Below are 15,579 nucleotides of genomic sequence, written 5' to 3' on the forward strand. Positions count from 1 at the left end.
AGGCCTTTCTATTGGGGGCCGCAAAGTCGACGCGCGCGACGACGCGCTTGGATTATAATAGGGAAACCCCGGCCCGCGACGGATGCAAGTGCGAGACGGCGGGCCGTTAGTCTGTGTCTTCGGCGGAAAGGGCGTCACTTTTATGGAATTTGTCATCAAGGTGCTGATGGCGCTGTTTTTCGGCGTCAAGCGCCACTGGGGAATCCTCCTGGCCATTCTGGCCGGATTTGCGCTGGGCGTCGCGTTTTATGACGCAGGCTGGAGCCATGATCCGCGTGGACAAGCCTTTTACAAGTGCTTTGAGTTCATCGGCCAGGGGTTTATCCGACTGATCTCCATGATCGTCATCCCACTGGTGGTCAGCTCGCTGATCGTCGGGATTTCTTCTCTCAAGGACGCCCGCCAGCTTGGACGCCTGGGCGTCAAAGTCGTGCTGATTTTCCTGTCCTTTATGGGGATTTCATCTGCGCTGGGCGCAACGCTCGCCATGCTGATTCAACCGGGACGCTTGCTGCATCAGGACTTAGGCCTTATTACGCAGAATCTGCACGGCGTCATGTCCACGGCGCCGATTGATCTGACGCATCTCGGCGCCCAGTCTCACAGCCTGAAAAACCTGTTTCTGCAAATGATCCCGCTCAATCCCGTGCAGGCGCTGGGCAGCGATAACCTGATTGCCGCGCTGGTCTTCACCCTGTTGATGGGCTTTGCGCTCGCCTTCATCGGTCAGGCCGGCCGTCCCATGATCGCCCTGTTTGAATCCCTCTTTACCGCCATGATGAAGCTGACCGACTGGGTGATGATGCTGGCCGTGCCGGGGGTTTTCGCCCTGACGTTCGTCACCGTCGCGTCCACCGGCACCACGGTCTTTATCAAGCTGCTGCCCTTTGTCGGGATGGTCATTGCAGGCTTTTTACTGTTGCTGGTCGTTGTATTCCCGTTATTTCTGCAGCTTTTCGCCCGCATCGATCCGCTGAATCTGTATCGCGCCGTATCGGAAGCCATGCTGGTCGCCTTCGGGACCGCCAGCAGCTCGGCGACCCTGCCCATTACCATCGCCAACAGCGAGCTGCGCGCGGGTATCTCCAATCGCATCGCCAGTTTTGTCCTGCCTACGGGCGCCTCGCTCAATAAAACTGCCACGACAATGTTCGAAGTAATGGCGGTGATGTTTCTGATGCAGGTCTACGGCATGCCGCTGACGCCGATGACTGCCGGCGTGATTATGGTGATGGCCGTCATCGCCTCGATTGCCGCAGCCGGGGTTCCCAGCGCGGGCCTGATTACCATGAGCATCATTCTCAACAGTCTGGGCCAGGGCTTTACCGTCGAAATGTTCGCCGGGGGCGTCGCCTTGTTGTGGTCGATTGATCGCGTACTGGATATGTGCCGAACGGTGATTAACGTCGTGGGCAGCGTGGTGGTTGCGGCGATCGTGGCGGCCAACGAGGGCGAGCTCAAACGCGACGTGCTGAATCACCCTGAGACGTGGCGCGATACCGTCTAATCGCAGGAGTTTTGCCGTGAGTATCTCACTTTTCGCCCGTTACCGCAGTCGCGGGAGCTGGATCCTCGTCTTGCTGGCGTGCGTCAGCAGTCTCGCGGCAACACGGCCAGACGCTGCGCTCGCCAAGCGCCGCCCTCAAGCAGAGCCGCCCGCGCCCACGACAGAGAGGCCCAAAGCGCCAGAGGCTTCTACCACACCAGCCTCCGACTCGCCGGAATCGCAGGCGCTGGAGCCTTATAACCGCGGCGTGGAGCTATTTCAAGTCGCGCAGATCCAGGCAGAAAAAGGCAATCCGCAAGGGCAGAAGGCATTGTTGAAAGAGGCCGCCGACGCGTTTCGAAAAGCGGCGGCGCTGGATCCCAAACAGGTGAACGCGCAAAGCAATCTGGGCTTCGTTTATCTGACGCTCAACGATTATAAGCCCGCGATTCGCGCGTTTGTGGATGCGCTCGCCGTAAATCCCAATCATCTCAACTCGCTCAACGGGCTGGCGACAGCGTATGCGCTCGCCGACCGGCTGCCGCAATCGTTACAGACGTTTGACCGTCTGACAACGCTTGATCCGACCAATCCGCAGTATTTTTTCAATCGCGGCAGCGTGCTGCAAAAAGCGGCGCGCGCAGAAGAAGCTCAGGCCGCCTATTTACAGGCGTTAAAGCTCGATCCCAAGGACCAGCGCGCGTTGTTTAATCTGGCCACGCTGCTGGAGAATCAGGGCGATTATGACGGCGCGGTCGGCTATTATCAGAAGGCCAAGGCGGTTGATATCAGTAATCCCGTCGGGTTGGAGGCAGTTCATCGCATCCAGGCCATCGACTCGCTGAAAAAACAGATCCAGAGCGAGCAAAACGCGGCATCAGCGGCGAAATCGCGCGAGCAGGACCGCGAGCGCGATGAGAATCGTCAGAAAGACCGTAAAAAAGAGAAGCGCTCGCACGCCTCTGACAGCGCGGACGCCCAAAACGCGCTCTCGGCGCCGACGCCCCAAGCCGCTCTGGCGGAATAACAGGCCATGTTATACGGAAATCTCAAGAAAACCCTGCGTCTGAACCGCACCATTGGCGGCGCGTTCCTGTTTTACGCCGTTTTTCCGGCGCTGATGCCGACCTGGACCGCCCCACCGCCATTCTGGGCGACGCTGGCGCTGGGCGTCTCGGCGCTGGCCTTTATTGCCGCCAACGAACTGGCGCGCGCCATGCTCAAGCAGTTCGGCGAGACGGAATCGCAGCCGTTTGAGAAGGTCAGCGTCTTTCTGCCGATTATTCTCCTGTCGTTTATCAGTTGGGGCTACCTGCTAACGGGCCAGACGTGGACGTTACCGTTTTTGATTCTCCCGGCGTTGCAGGCGCAATTCTTCGGTCATACGCGCATGGCGCGCACGCTGGCGCTGGCCGCGCTGGGGCTGGCCCTGCTCGGCGTGACGCTGGGCTATCCGCATGAAGGCGTGATGACCGCCAACCCGCTGCACGCGACGCTGGCGCGCGTGGCGATGGCAATTCCGCTGACGCTGGCGCTGTTTCATTATGGATCGTTTGTATCCACGCTGGTGCGCAGTACGTCTTCACAGGTGACGCATCTGCAATCGCTGGCGACCACGGACGGACTCACCGGCCTGATTAACCGACGCCAGTTTAATCACCGCCTGCACGCCGAAATGGCGCGCGCGCGGCGTCATCACGCGTATCTGACGCTGGCGCTGTTTGATATCGATAATTTCAAGCGCCTGAACGATTTTTACGGCCACCCGGTGGGCGATCGCATTCTCAAAGAGCTGGGAGCCCTGCTACTGGAGAATGTTCGCGAATCGGACGTTGCAGCGCGCTACGGCGGGGAGGAATTCGCGCTGATTCTCCCAGAAACCAGGCAGGGAGAAGCCTATGAACTGCTGGAGCGTCTGCGCGCCACAGTAGAGCGCCATGTGTTCTGCCTGCCGGACAATCCCCTGACGCTGACGCTCAGCGTGGGCTTCGCCGAGCTGGATTTACTGAATCACACCGCTTTTGAGCTGGTGGAAGTCGCTGACGCGGCCTTGTATGAAGCCAAGCATCAGGGCAAGAATCGCGTGATTTATGGCGCGCCCAGCGCCGTTCATACCAGCTCGCGCGGGCGAAAATCCGGCGCGCCGCCGCGCCTTCAGTCGTCGGGATCGCGCCGCGCGCGCGATCGGGCAACGATGACGCAAGACCCAGACGACGTCCTCGAATAGCGCTCATGACCGAGCCGGACGCGTCGTCCTGTTTTGATATCGCCGCCGCATTGGCGCGCCTGCCGCAGTCGCCCGGCGTGTACCGTATGCTGGACGCCGACGGACGCCTGCTCTACGTCGGCAAAGCCAAGCGCCTGAGATCCCGCGTGCGGCAGTATTTCCAGAAAAACCCCGACGCATCGCCCAAGACGCGCGCGTTGTGCGAGCGCATTCATCGCTTTGAGGCCATCGTGACCGCCAGCGAAGTCGAGGCGCTGGTGCTGGAAGACAGCCTGATCAAGGCGCACCGGCCGCCGTTTAATATCCTGCTGCGCGATGACAAGCGCTACCCGTGGCTTTGCATCACTGACGAGCCCTTTCCGCGCCTGATTGTCACCCGGCGCGCCAAAAAATCCGGGAAAGAGCGCTATTTCGGGCCGTATAGTAATCCCGGCGCGCTCTACGAAGCGCTGCGCGTCCTGCGCAAGCATTTTCCGATGCGCCAGCGCCGCAAGCCGCTGTTTAAAGAGCGCCCCTGTATGAATTATTTTATTGGCGCCTGCCCCGGCCCTTGTCAGTCGCTGGTAACGCCGGACGCTTACGCCCAGACAGTCGCCCAGGCGGCCTTATTTTTAAAAGGCCGGAATCAGGAACTGCTCCGCGAGATTGAAGCGCAGATGCAGGCCGCCAGCGACGCCCTGAATTTCGAGCGGGCCGCCCGTCTGCGCGATCGCGCGCAAGCCGTTAAGGCCGTCATGGGCTATCAACAATCGGTCGCCTTCGACGATCCTGCGCTCAGCATTGACGCAATCGGCGCCGACAGTGACGAGCGACGCTGCTGGGCCGTCGTGATGCGCATTCGCGAAGGCCGGATGATTGGCAGTCAAACCTTTGAGCTTCCGCTCCCCTTCGGAGCCAGCCGCGAAGAGGCGCTGAGCGCTTTCATCCGTCAGCGCTACGCCGCCGTGGAAGACGACGATCTGCCCGAAGAGCTGCTCTTGCCTGCGATGCCGCGCGAATGGGAAGACGGCGAAGAGGCGCTGAGCCAGTGGCTGAGCGATCGACGCCGGGCCGCAGGCCTGAGTCGCGCCCGCACGCGCCTGCTGCATCCGCAAAAAGGGCCCAAACGCGACCTGTTGGCGTTGGCCGAGCGCAACGCGCAAGAGGCCTTGCAACAAGCCGCGCTCCTTGACGCGGGCCGCCTGCGAGCCGACCCGGCCCGAGCGCTGAGCGCGCTGCAACACGCGCTGCACCTGCCCCGCTACCCGCAGCGTATGGAGTGCTATGACATTTCGCACGTTCAGGGCGCTTACACCGTTGCCTCGATGGTCGTTTTCACCGACGGCGTGAGCGATCGGGCCGAGTATCGACGTTTTAAGATTCGCCTGGCGGAAGGCAAGCCGGACGATTTCAAATCGATGGCGGAAGTCATCCGTCGCCGCTTTGCGCGGGCGGCATCGCCTGATCCGGGGCAAAGCGCCTGGCGCGCGCCGGATCTCGTGGTGATTGACGGCGGCAAGGGCCAGCTCCACGCGGCTCAGGAAGCCCTCATCGCCCACGGTTTCGGCGATCAGCCGATCATCTCGCTGGCCAAACGGCTGGAAGAGGTTTTTACGCCGGGCGAATCGCAATCTGTCAGGCTCTCTCACGATGATCCGGCCTTACACCTGCTGCAACAGATTCGTGACGAGGCGCACCGCTTCGCCATCACCTATCACCGCTTGCTGCGCCAGAAAGGCGCGAAGATTTCTCTTCTGGAAACCGTCCCCGGCCTGGGTCCCAGACGCCGCGAGCGACTGATAGCCCGCTATGGCGCACTAGCCCGCATGCGCGAAGCCTCTGCCGCCGATTTGGCGCGAGAAGGCGGCATGCCTCTCAGCGTCGCCGAAGCGCTTCTCGATGCCTTGCGCGCCCCGCAAAAGCCGCCCCCCAAGGCCGAAAAGATGGGATAAAATGACGGGATGAGCGCGCGTCTGGGTTACTACGAATTTTTTTGCGGCGGCGGCATGGCGCGCGCCGCGCTGAACGGCTCGCCTTGGCGCTGCCTGTTCGCCAACGACATCGATCCGCGCAAAACCCGCGCCTATGCCGATAACTGGGGCGACGACAGCTTGCGGACCGCTGACGTTGGGACGCTGCGCCCGCGCGACCTGCCGGGGCGCGCGGCCTTGGTCTGGGCCTCGTTCCCGTGTCAGGATTTATCGCTGGCAGGCCCGGGCGCCGGGTTAGCAGGCGCGCGATCGGGCGTCTTCTGGCCGTTCTGGTCGCTGATAGAAGGCCTTGTCGCCGAAAAGCGGGCGCCCCGCGTCATTGCGCTGGAAAACGTCCTGGGCGCCCTCAGCGCACACGGCGGACAGGATTTCACCGCGATTTGCGCCGCGCTCTGCGGGGCGGGCTATACGATCGGCGCGCTGGCCGTCGACGCTGCGCTGTTCTTGCCGCAATCGCGCCCCCGACTGTTTATTATCGGCGTTCGCCACGATACGCCTTTTTCGGCGGCGCTGACCGACGAGCATCCTCATTGCCTGTGGGCGCCGCCGGGGCTTCGCGCCGCTTATGATCGGCTGCCTTCGCCGCTGCGCTCGCGTTGGCGCTGGTGGCGTCTACCCGCCCCCAGCCCACGGTCCTTGCGCCTGAGCGACCTACTAGAGGACAACCCCCCGGACGTTCGCTGGCAGTCGCCGGAAGAAACCGCGCAGTTACTGGCGATGATGAGCGATTGTCAGCTCAAAAAGATTGAAGACGCCCGCCTTTGCGGCGCGCCGACGTTCGGAACCCTTTACAAACGAACGCGTTGCGACGCCTCAGGCCGAAAAATCCAGCGCGCAGAAGTCCGTTTTGACGGCATCGCCGGTTGTCTGCGCACGCCTGCGGGCGGCTCCAGCCGTCAGCGAATTCTCAGCGTGACGGGCGATTGCGTGCGCTCGCGCCTGCTTTCCAGCCGCGAAGCCGCCCGCCTGATGGGTTTACCGGACGTCTACCGTCTGCCGCCTCGCTATAACGAGGCGTATCACCTGCTGGGCGACGGCGTGGCTGTTCCCGTGGTCGATCATCTGGCGAGACATCTGCTCCAGCCGCTTCTACAGGGGCATCATGTCGCCTCAGACGCCGCTTAATCTGGCCCCAAAAGGATTTTCGTTTTTTAATCAGGCTTTCGTCCTTGAGAATAGGCGCTTGCGCAGGCATTGCCTATCGCCTTTACGCCGACCCACGGCAAGCGCGCGTCAGACAGAAAATTCGAAAGCAGGACAAGAATTTTTCAAAAAAGGCTAGACACGCAGCGCGAAATCAGCTATATTTTTTATATACTTATACAGGGGTCACACGAAGAGGTCTTTTTCGACGATGTGGGCGCGTTCGCCTTCTTATCGATATGCGCCGTTTTTTATGGCGCTGCTCACCAACATCAGCCTGTTCAGCACGCTGATGGACGCGCTGTATTCGGATTCTCAAGCCAAAGTCCGCGCCTGGGCCAGTCATTTCAGTAAGTATTGGTTTCCGGTCCTGATGACGCGGGTCATACGCCGCATGGCGAGCGAGAAAAAGCCCGGCGCCGAGACGGATGCGCAGGGCGAAGCGGCCGTTGCCCTGATCGACCGCCTGCTGAGCATGCTCCAGGCGCTGGATCCCGCGACGCCCAAGCCGTATGAAGCGGGCATAGGCCGCGTGGACGGGGCGTTCTTAAACGAATCGGGCGATGACGATGACCTCATGAGCGGCCCACAGGTCCACTGGGAGGCCGTCCCATCACAATGGGGCGAGCCCGCTCCCAATCCACGCGCCCTTGCGGAAAAATCCCCGAATTTTCCGCGCCTGCGCTGGATGGATCTGCTTCAGCGCCAGCGTATTCTGCTCAGCAACCCGGCATGGGGCGGCGCCCAGTATGAGGGCTGGTGGCGCGACGCCGACATTCGCCCCGAACGTCTCGACGATATCGCCCGCGCGTTGCAGCCACGACCACGGCCTCAGGCGCTACCCGACCCGAAAAGCGATGATCCCTTGCCGCCAGAATCAGCGCCAGAAAAGAGAATTCTCACGATCAGCGATCGTGATCACCGCGTCCTGAAGCAGTTACAGAACGATCTCCAAAGCCGGGAACCGCGCCGCGTCGCGGACGACAGTCGTCATCCGCCTTAAAGCGACGGCTGGATTCCCCCTGTCGATTCCCTTGAGACGCCGGGCGTCCTTGCTGGCGCGCGCAAACGCAGCCTGAGCCTCTCGTTTCCCCCGGTCCCCATTAAAAACAGGAAAAAGGCGACGTCGAAGCAACGACATCGCCTTTTTCTTGTATTCAGTTGTTCGCGCCGTTCTTAGGTGTCCGCGAGCGGCTGCCACACGGGAGGCTGGGGTAGCAGGCCGTTTAAAACGTCCTCCATGACGGTTTCTTGTGAAAAGCTTTCGAGATAATCGTATAATTCGCGGCCCGTCATCTGGCGATTCCAGCGCGGGGCCTTGCGAGCGCTGTATTTTCCTTGGGTGTCGAAGGCGTCGAATTTCTCATGACGACGTTTGCCCATTGTTTCCTCCTTAAACACGAATCGGGTAGAGAATCAGATCTAAAAGCGTGGGGACTGTATCGCTAGCGGAACCCTCCATTGAATTATCACGACGCAAAAGCCTGAAAGCCAGGCGAGGCAAACGCGCACGGAACACATGAACGCGCATTCCACGCCTTCAGCAGGCATGACAGATGCGCGCGCCGTCACAGCGCGTAATTGAAGCGTTTAAGCTGAATCGTACATTCTGCTTCCCGCGGATCTTATGTTGCTCTGACCTGCACTGGACGCGGCTGGGGAAGGGACGATTTAGCAGGGTATCAGAGCCCTTCTCTATAATATATTAAAACAAGCTAAATGACAAGATTGTCTTTCGTCACGCTCCGCGCGATAAATCGTCACAGTCTGCCCGGATTGAATTTCGGCAAGGTTTCCCCTACGATGGAGGGCTATTTTGCTTGGAGACGCGTGAGAGGAGACTGGCTCTAATGACGGAATCTTGCAAGGGGCTTGAAACCAAGGCCTTACACGGCGGCTATACCCCCGACCCGACGACGCATTCGCGCGCCGTTCCCATTTATCAGACGACATCGTATGTCTTCGATGATACGGCCCATGCGGCGAATCTGTTTGCCCTGCAAGCCTTCGGCAATATCTATACCCGGCTGATGAACCCCACTACGGATGTTCTGGAAAAGCGTATCGCCGAAATGGAAGGCGGGGTTGGGGCATTGGCCGTTTCCTCAGGCCAGTCAGCAATCACCGGGGCGATCCTGACGCTTGCCAAAGCCGGAGACGAAATCGTATCCTCCACGGATCTCTATGGCGGCACGGTCAGCCTGTTTTCCAACACGCTCAAGCGGTTTGGCATCACGGTTAAATTCGTTCCGGGTAACGATCTTGAAGCATGGGAAGCAGCTATTACCCCGCGCACCAAGGCGCTTTACGCAGAAACCATCGGCAATCCCCGGTTGCAAGTCGTCGAGCTGGAGAGAATCGCCGAGATCGGCCAGCGTCACGGCGTTCCGCTGGTCGTCGACAGCACGGTGACGACGCCGTTCCTGCAACGCCCGATTGATCACGGCGCGGCGATTGTCCTGCACTCGGCCACCAAGTTTATCGGCGGACATGGCACCTCCATCGGCGGGCTGATTGTCGATTCGGGGCGCTTTGACTGGGCGGCGTCAGGCCGCTTCAGCGAATTCGTCGATCCGGAACCTGCCTATCACGGCCTGCGCTTTGTTGACGCGTTTGGCCCGCTGGCCTTTATCCTGCGAGCGCGGACCCTGTTTTTGAGAGACGTCGGCGCCTGTATGAGCCCGTTTAACGCATGGCTGTTCTGCCAAGGGCTGGAAACCCTCTCGCTGCGGATGCAACGGCATTCTGAAAACGCGCTGAAAGTCGCGCAATTTCTGGAATCGCATGCCAAAGTCTCGTGGGTCAATTACCCGGGTCTGGCCTCGTCTCCCACGGCGCACCTCAACGCGCGCTATCTGCCCAATGGCCATGGAGCGCTGGTGGGCTTCGGCATTCAGGGAGGCCGCGAGTCGGCGATTCGCTTGATTGAATCCGTCAAGCTCTTCAGCCATCTGGCCAATATCGGCGACTCCAAAAGCCTGATTATTCACCCCTCGTCGACCACGCACTCGCAGCTCAGCGAAGCCGAGCAGCTCAGCGCAGGCGTCACGCCGGATTTCATCCGCTTGAGCGTCGGCATTGAGTCGATTGACGATATTATCGGCGATCTGGATCAGGCGCTGGCGCGCGTGGGTCAGCCTGTCGGCGCAAGCGCCTAGCGCATCGCGCAATGACGCCGCATCCCGCGCCACCCGAATCGGTCGGCCTTAGCGAGAAACGCTATTTCACCTTCGCCTCGGCGGAAAGCCCCATGCGGCTGGAATCCGGCGCGACGCTGGGGCCGGTTACGCTTGCCTACGAGACGTTTGGCGAACCCAATGAAGCGCGCGACAACGCTATCCTGATTCTACATGCGTTGACGGGCGATTCGCACGCGGCGGGCTTCTATACCCGAGACGATCGCAAGCCTGGCTGGTGGGACAATATGATCGGTCCCGGTAAGGCCTTCGATACGCGCCGTTACTGGGTCATTTGCGCCAACGCGATTGGCGGGTGCCAGGGTTCCACGGGCCCTTCGTCGATGAATCCGGCCACGGGCGCGTCCTATGGGGCGACCTTCCCGATGGTAACCATCGGCGATATCGTCGACACGCAGCATGCGCTCATGACGCATCTGGGTATTACGCAGTGGCACTCGCTGGCCGGCGGATCCCTAGGCGGATTTCAGGCGCTGGAGTGGATGCTGCGCTACCCGCAAGCGGTCGCCTCGGCGATTTGCGTCGCCAGCGCGGCGCGCTTATCGGCGCAGGGGATCGCGTTCAATGCGGTAGGGCGTCATGCCATCATCAACGACCCGAACTGGCGCGAGGGCGCGTATTACGAGACCGGCCCCGGCCCGGATATCGGTCTGGCGACGGCGCGCATGCTCGGGCATATTACCTACCTGTCGGAACTATCGCTGGAGCGCAAATTCGGACGCAAGCTCCAGTGGGCCGACCGCATTCGTTACGACTTTGCCGCCGAATTCGCCGTTGAATCGTATTTACATCATCAGGGACAGCGTTTCATCGAGCGATTTGACGCCAACAGCTATCTATATCTCACCAAGGCGATGGACTACTTCGATTTACGCCAGAAGTACGGGCCTTTACAGGAAGCCTTCGCGCGAATTCAGGCCAGCGCGCTGGTCATCGCCTATAGCAGCGACTGGCTGTTTCCGGTGGAGCAGTCGCGCGAGATCGCCAACGCTTTGAAACAGAACCGCAAGGATGTTACGTTTGTGACGCTGGATTCCGACTACGGCCACGACGCCTTCCTGTTGGAAACCGCCCAAATGACGCGGCTGATTCAGTCGTTTCTGAACAAGGTCGAAACCGTCAAGCGCATGAAATCGGAGGCTTTTGCGGCCCATGGCGTCTCCCGCCCCCCCATCGTCTTTGAACCGCCCGGGCGCGGGAGTCGGTCCCAACGTCTTCCGTTCGGACTATGACCGCATTCTCGCGCTGATTCCACCCCAGGCGCAGGTATTGGACCTGGGCTGCGGCGACGGCCAACTCCTGCGCCGTCTGACCCACGAGAGAAACGCGCAGGCCTGTGGCGTCGAACTCAACGAAGAAAACGTCATCCGTTGCGTCGAGCAAGGATTATCGGCCTATCAATCGAATATCGACGAGGGGCTCGCCGAATATCCTGACGGGGCCTTTGATTTCGTCATCCTCAACCAGACCCTGCAAGTGCTGACCCGCCCCCGCGAGGTGATGCTGGAAATGCTGCGCGTCGGGCGCTACGGCGTGGTCAGCTTCCCCAATTTTGCTCACTGGCGCATTCGTCTGAGCTTTCTGTCGCGCGGACGCATGCCCAAGTCGGACGTTTTGCCGTTCTCGTGGTACGACACGCCCAATATTCACCTGTGTACGATGCTCGACTTCTTTGATCTGTGCGCCCAGGAAGGCATTGAGGTCATCCACGGCGAGTATCTGATTGGCGGCCACTGGCGCATGGGGACGCTTGCCCAGCGCTCAGCCAATGTGCTGGCCGCGTCGGGGCTTTTCGTCATCACGCGCCCTACGCCCGCGCGGTAACCCGCCCCCCAGACGCCGCAGGCCCTGCGGCGAGGACCTCCCCTTGTCAGCGCCTGTGGCTTTCGATCATAATAGAGGCTTCGAGACCCCCCCGCTTTTTCTGGACGCTTTGTCACGACGGGCCGTAGCGCAGTTTGGTAGCGCACTACCTTGGGGTGGTAGGGGTCGCTGGTTCGAATCCAGTCGGTCCGATAAAAGGCTCCCTGTTTGATGCAGGGAGCCTTTTACCATAGAGCGGAAAAACTGGCAGCCTTAGTGCGAGGCGATTTTTGCGGGCTCGGGCGGCAGATCGTCGGCGAGTTGCGGCGCGTCGGCGTCGCTTTGGGTATAGGTGCAGCGGGCATAGACGCCTTTCATCGAGCAGTCGACCGCGCCCAGGCGCTCATCGAAGGGGCCGACGTTGTACGGATCGCGATAATCGAAGGGAACGACCGCAATACGCACGCGGGTTTGATTGGAAACCTCGCCGTACTGCACCGCCCCGGACTTCTCCACAGCGGGATCGCTGATGAGTTCAAGCGGCTCCAGCCCGGAGACAATGGCAATATCGGCAGACGAGGCATCCGCAGGCGTTAAAGCCACACTCCAGACGTCAGCAGGAAGCAGCAGAGCGCTTAAACACAGCACAGCCGTCAGAAATCGAGACAGAGATAGACGCATCACGCAACACATCCCTCATTGGGGGTCGTGAATGGCCTATCGGCGCCGACGGAGAAAAATTGAATATTAAATTTTTACGAGGAAGGCGTCAATGCTTGCGGCGAGCGGGCGTCTGGGGTAACGATACGGGCAGCCCGGCGACGCTCGGCAGTCTCCAGCTTTCGGAATTCTTCAACGTTGGAAGAAAAGCGCAGCATCAGCAGCCCCAGGGTCAAGGCCAGCAGGCCGCCCAACAGCAGCAGGTACGACCCTAACAGATGCAGATAATAGGTCGCAGCCATCCCCGTGACGGCGCAGACGGCGTATAACAGGCCGACAATGCGCACCTGCGTTAGCCCCGCGTCGAGCAGTTTATGGTGAATATGCCCAGCGTCCGCAATAAATGGATTACGCCCCTTAAAAACCCGCCGCAGTGTGGAATAGGCGACATCCAGAATCGGGACGGCCAGAATCGCCACGGGCGCGACGACGACGACGACCGGGGTTTTCATCACCCCTGTCACCGCGATGCTGGCCAACACGAAGCCGCAGAAGAGCGACCCGCTGTCGCCCATAAAAATCCGCGCGGGAAAGAAGTTGTAGACCAGAAAACCCAGCGTGGCCCCGGCCAGCAACGCCGCCATTACAGCCGCGATTGGCTGATGCGTAAATCCGGCGGCAACAGCCATCGTCACGGCGGAAATCGTCGCGACGCCGCCCGCCAGACCGTCTACGCCATCGATAAAATTCATGGCGTTGGCAATGCCCACCAGCCACAGCACGGTCACCGGCAGACTAAAGGCATGCAGCAACAGGACAACGTTTCCGGGCAGATCAATGGTCTGAATCTGCACCCCGAGATAAAAAGCGGCGCAGGCGGCAGCAATCTGACCGGCAAACTTGACATACGGCGACAAGTTGAAACGATCGTCCAGCACGCCCACGCAAAACATCAGCGTTGCGCCTGTGAGGATGCCGAACATGCTGGCCCCGTGCGGATAGCCGCCCGACAGCAGCATCAGGATGAGGATGGCAATCATGTAGGCCATCCAGATCGCCACGCCGCCAAAACGCGGTACGGGCGTCTGGTGAATTTTACGTTCGCCGGGCTGATCGACCAGACCCAGACGCAAGGCGGTCCGCGCAACAAGAGGCGCCAGAATCAGCGCCAGCGTCAGGGCGAGCAGAAACCCCGTCAGTTGCAAGTCGGTAAACACGTGAGGGACGATAGCGGCGGTCTCCTGTAAGTGGGCGGCCTAGACGACAGCGGCCGACGCAGAGAGTTCCGGGTACAGCGGGAATCGTTGCGCCAGCGCCGCCACGGCCTGAGCGAGCTGGGATTCGTCATACGCCGGCTTCAAGGAGCGCGCAATAATCGCGCCGATCTGGGCCATGGCGTCGACGTCGAAGCCACGGGTCGTGAGCGCGGGCGTCCCCAAACGGATGCCGCTGGTAACAAAGGGGCTTTGCGGGTCATCGGGGACGGTATTCTTGTTGGCGGTGATGCCGATGGCTTCAAGGCGGGCCTGAGCCTCTTTACCGGTGAGATTGAGGCGGCGCAGATCCAGCACCATCAAGTGATTGTCGGTACCGCCGCTGAGCAGATCGACGCCATCGGCGCTTAGTGCGGCGGCCAGCGCCCTGGCATTGGCAATCACGGCGGCGGAGTAGGCATTGAAGGCCGGAGAGAGGATTTCCTGAAACGCAACAGCCTTGGCGGCAATCACATGCATCAGCGGGCCGCCCTGAATGCCGGGGAAGACGGCCTTATCGACAGCCTTGGCGAGATCCGCCTGACACATGACGATACCGCCGCGCGGACCGCGTAAGGTCTTGTGCGTCGTAGTGGTCACCAACTGGCAATGCGGGAACGGGCTCGGGTGATGGCCTGTGGCCACCAGACCGGCAATATGGGCGATATCGGCCAGCAAGAGCGCGCCCGCTTCATCGGCAATGGCGCGGAAGGCGGGGAAGTCGAGCGTACGGGCGTAGGCGCTCGCGCCGCAGATGATCAGCCTGGGACGATGTTCCAGCGCCAGTTGGCGCACAGCGTCGTAATCGATGCGCCCTGTTTGCGGATTCACGCCGTAAGGCACAATGTTGAAAAACAGACCGGAGAAATTCACCGGCGAGCCATGGGTTAAATGGCCGCCATGAGAGAGGTTCATGCCCAGAATGGTATCGCCGGCCTGAAGCCCGGCGGCGAGAAAGGCCGCCATGTTGGCCTGAGCGCCACTGTGAGGCTGAACATTGACATGATCGCAGCCAAAAATACGTTTGGCGCGTTCGATTGCCAGAACTTCCACCTCGTCGACAAACTCGCATCCGCCATAATAGCGTTTATGGGGCAGGCCTTCGGCGTATTTGTTGGTGAGAACCGTTCCCATGGCCTGCATCACCGCCATGCTGGTGAAGTTCTCGCTGGCGATCATCTCCAGCGTTTGCTGCTCGCGCGCCAGTTCACGCAGAATCAGCGCGTGAATGTCGGGATCACAGCGGCGAAGGGCATCAAGATTCAACATGGCGAAAGGGCGTCTCCTTGCGGTCGTATCAGACAATCGAGCTGGGCGACGCGATCGGCGTGACGAGCGCCGTCGAAGTCCGTCGCCAGAAATACGTCGAGAATCTCCTGAGCCAGCGGCGCGGCGAGAAAACGCGCGCCCAGACACAAGACGTTGGCGTCGTTATGCTGGCGACTGAGTCGCGCAGTGGTCACGTCATGGGCGACTACGGCCCGCACGCCGTCAAATCGATTGGCGGCGATGCCCATCCCCACGCCGCTACCGCAGCACAGCACGCCCATGACGGTTTCGTCGGCCCCGGCCTGTAAAACCGCCTGCGCCACCCGCGCGGCGACCGGCGGGTAATCGACGGGCGCAGCGTCATAGCAGCCCATATCCTGAACTGCGACGTTTTGAGCCGTCAGGGCTTGAATCAGCGCCTGCTTGAGCGGGAATCCCGCATGATCGGCCCCGAAAACCACCCGAATCGCCGCCCGGGAAAACCCCGCAGAAGCGCTGGGCGAGCCAGAATCTGACGGAAAAGCATCCTGAGGAGAAAAAGAAGCAGTCACCACGACTCTCCTGCCAATAA

14 protein-coding genes and 1 tRNA gene are annotated in these 15,579 nt (G+C 60.7%); 10 read left to right on the forward strand and 5 right to left on the reverse strand.

Annotation, left to right across the window (positions count from 1 at the left end):
* Window positions 1–142: 142 nt before the first annotated feature.
* The 6 genes from IPK79_11945 to IPK79_11970 all read left to right on the forward strand — a co-directional run bounded on the left by IPK79_11945 (window position 143) and on the right by IPK79_11970 (window position 7,829).
* The gene (locus tag IPK79_11945; GenBank protein MBK8191148.1) at window positions 143–1,507 is read left to right on the forward strand and encodes a dicarboxylate/amino acid:cation symporter; all 1,365 of its coding nucleotides are present in this window, start codon (window positions 143–145) and stop codon (window positions 1,505–1,507) included.
* Window positions 1,508–1,523: 16 nt separating this feature from the next.
* Window positions 1,524–2,513 carry a tetratricopeptide repeat protein gene (locus tag IPK79_11950; protein MBK8191149.1) on the forward strand — a complete coding sequence of 330 codons (990 nt, stop codon included), beginning with the start codon at window positions 1,524–1,526 and terminating at the stop codon, window positions 2,511–2,513.
* A 6-nt stretch (window positions 2,514–2,519) separates the two neighbouring features.
* Window positions 2,520–3,713, forward strand: coding sequence for a GGDEF domain-containing protein (locus IPK79_11955; protein ID MBK8191150.1), 1,194 nt, complete (start codon window positions 2,520–2,522; stop codon window positions 3,711–3,713).
* A gap of 5 nt (window positions 3,714–3,718) precedes the next feature.
* The gene (gene uvrC, locus IPK79_11960; GenBank protein ID MBK8191151.1) at window positions 3,719–5,644 is read left to right on the forward strand and encodes an excinuclease ABC subunit UvrC; all 1,926 of its coding nucleotides are present in this window, start codon (window positions 3,719–3,721) and stop codon (window positions 5,642–5,644) included.
* A 9-nt stretch (window positions 5,645–5,653) separates the two neighbouring features.
* Window positions 5,654–6,808 carry a DNA cytosine methyltransferase gene (locus IPK79_11965; GenBank protein ID MBK8191152.1) on the forward strand — a complete coding sequence of 385 codons (1,155 nt, stop codon included), beginning with the start codon at window positions 5,654–5,656 and terminating at the stop codon, window positions 6,806–6,808.
* 229 nt (window positions 6,809–7,037) lie between these two features.
* Window positions 7,038–7,829, forward strand: a complete 792-nt coding sequence (locus IPK79_11970; protein ID MBK8191153.1) for a hypothetical protein — start codon at window positions 7,038–7,040, stop codon at window positions 7,827–7,829.
* A gap of 173 nt (window positions 7,830–8,002) precedes the next feature.
* On the opposite strand, the gene IPK79_11975 is transcribed toward IPK79_11970, so the two are convergent.
* Window positions 8,003–8,209 (reverse strand): hypothetical protein, encoded by a 207-nt coding sequence (locus tag IPK79_11975; GenBank protein ID MBK8191154.1) that lies wholly within the window; start codon window positions 8,207–8,209, stop codon window positions 8,003–8,005.
* 467 nt (window positions 8,210–8,676) lie between these two features.
* Between IPK79_11975 and IPK79_11980 the strand changes: the two genes are divergently transcribed.
* The 4 genes from IPK79_11980 (at window position 8,677) to IPK79_11995 (ending at window position 12,039) form a co-directional block, all read left to right on the forward strand.
* Window positions 8,677–9,984 carry an O-acetylhomoserine aminocarboxypropyltransferase/cysteine synthase gene (locus IPK79_11980; GenBank protein MBK8191155.1) on the forward strand — a complete coding sequence of 436 codons (1,308 nt, stop codon included), beginning with the start codon at window positions 8,677–8,679 and terminating at the stop codon, window positions 9,982–9,984.
* An 11-nt stretch (window positions 9,985–9,995) separates the two neighbouring features.
* Window positions 9,996–11,255: a homoserine O-acetyltransferase gene (locus IPK79_11985; GenBank protein ID MBK8191156.1), complete on the forward strand. Its 1,260-nt coding sequence runs from the start codon at window positions 9,996–9,998 to the stop codon at window positions 11,253–11,255.
* Window positions 11,176–11,847 (forward strand): methionine biosynthesis protein MetW, encoded by a 672-nt coding sequence (gene metW / locus IPK79_11990; GenBank protein ID MBK8191157.1) that lies wholly within the window; start codon window positions 11,176–11,178, stop codon window positions 11,845–11,847. Before IPK79_11985 ends, metW begins: the two co-directional genes overlap by 80 nt.
* A 118-nt stretch (window positions 11,848–11,965) precedes the next feature.
* Window positions 11,966–12,039 (forward strand) — tRNA-Pro (locus tag IPK79_11995).
* Window positions 12,040–12,099: 60 nt separating this feature from the next.
* Here the strand turns inward: IPK79_11995 and IPK79_12000 are convergent.
* The 4 genes from IPK79_12000 to rpiB form a co-directional block, all read right to left on the reverse strand.
* A complete protein-coding gene (locus IPK79_12000) occupies window positions 12,100–12,510 on the reverse strand; it encodes a hypothetical protein (GenBank protein ID MBK8191158.1) in 411 nt (136 codons plus the stop codon).
* A gap of 71 nt (window positions 12,511–12,581) precedes the next feature.
* Window positions 12,582–13,703: an undecaprenyl/decaprenyl-phosphate alpha-N-acetylglucosaminyl 1-phosphate transferase gene (locus IPK79_12005; GenBank protein ID MBK8191159.1), complete on the reverse strand. Its 1,122-nt coding sequence runs from the start codon at window positions 13,701–13,703 to the stop codon at window positions 12,582–12,584.
* 39 nt (window positions 13,704–13,742) lie between these two features.
* Window positions 13,743–15,008: a serine hydroxymethyltransferase gene (locus IPK79_12010; GenBank protein MBK8191160.1), complete on the reverse strand. Its 1,266-nt coding sequence runs from the start codon at window positions 15,006–15,008 to the stop codon at window positions 13,743–13,745.
* Entirely contained in the window at window positions 15,002–15,475 is a 474-nt protein-coding gene (gene rpiB / locus IPK79_12015) for a ribose 5-phosphate isomerase B (protein MBK8191161.1), read from the reverse strand. Before rpiB ends, IPK79_12010 begins: the two co-directional genes overlap by 7 nt.
* Between the last annotated feature and the right edge of the window lie 104 nt (window positions 15,476–15,579).

This window comes from Vampirovibrionales bacterium (genome assembly GCA_016712355.1).
Lineage (GTDB): Bacteria > Cyanobacteriota > Vampirovibrionia > Vampirovibrionales > Vampirovibrionaceae > JADJRF01.

Coding starts and splice junctions, on each gene's coding strand:
- IPK79_11980 (MBK8191155.1), top strand. CDS start 8,677: ATGACGGAATCTTGCAAGGGGCTTGAAACCAAGGCCTTACACGGCGGC.
- IPK79_11970 (MBK8191153.1), top strand. CDS start 7,038: ATGTGGGCGCGTTCGCCTTCTTATCGATATGCGCCGTTTTTTATGGCG.
- IPK79_12010 (MBK8191160.1), bottom strand. CDS start 15,008: ATGTTGAATCTTGATGCCCTTCGCCGCTGTGATCCCGACATTCACGCG.
- IPK79_11975 (MBK8191154.1), bottom strand. CDS start 8,209: ATGGGCAAACGTCGTCATGAGAAATTCGACGCCTTCGACACCCAAGGA.
- IPK79_11985 (MBK8191156.1), top strand. CDS start 9,996: ATGACGCCGCATCCCGCGCCACCCGAATCGGTCGGCCTTAGCGAGAAA.
- IPK79_11945 (MBK8191148.1), top strand. CDS start 143: ATGGAATTTGTCATCAAGGTGCTGATGGCGCTGTTTTTCGGCGTCAAG.
- IPK79_11965 (MBK8191152.1), top strand. CDS start 5,654: ATGAGCGCGCGTCTGGGTTACTACGAATTTTTTTGCGGCGGCGGCATG.
- IPK79_11955 (MBK8191150.1), top strand. CDS start 2,520: ATGTTATACGGAAATCTCAAGAAAACCCTGCGTCTGAACCGCACCATT.
- metW (MBK8191157.1), top strand. CDS start 11,176: ATGGCGTCTCCCGCCCCCCCATCGTCTTTGAACCGCCCGGGCGCGGGA.
- uvrC (MBK8191151.1), top strand. CDS start 3,719: ATGACCGAGCCGGACGCGTCGTCCTGTTTTGATATCGCCGCCGCATTG.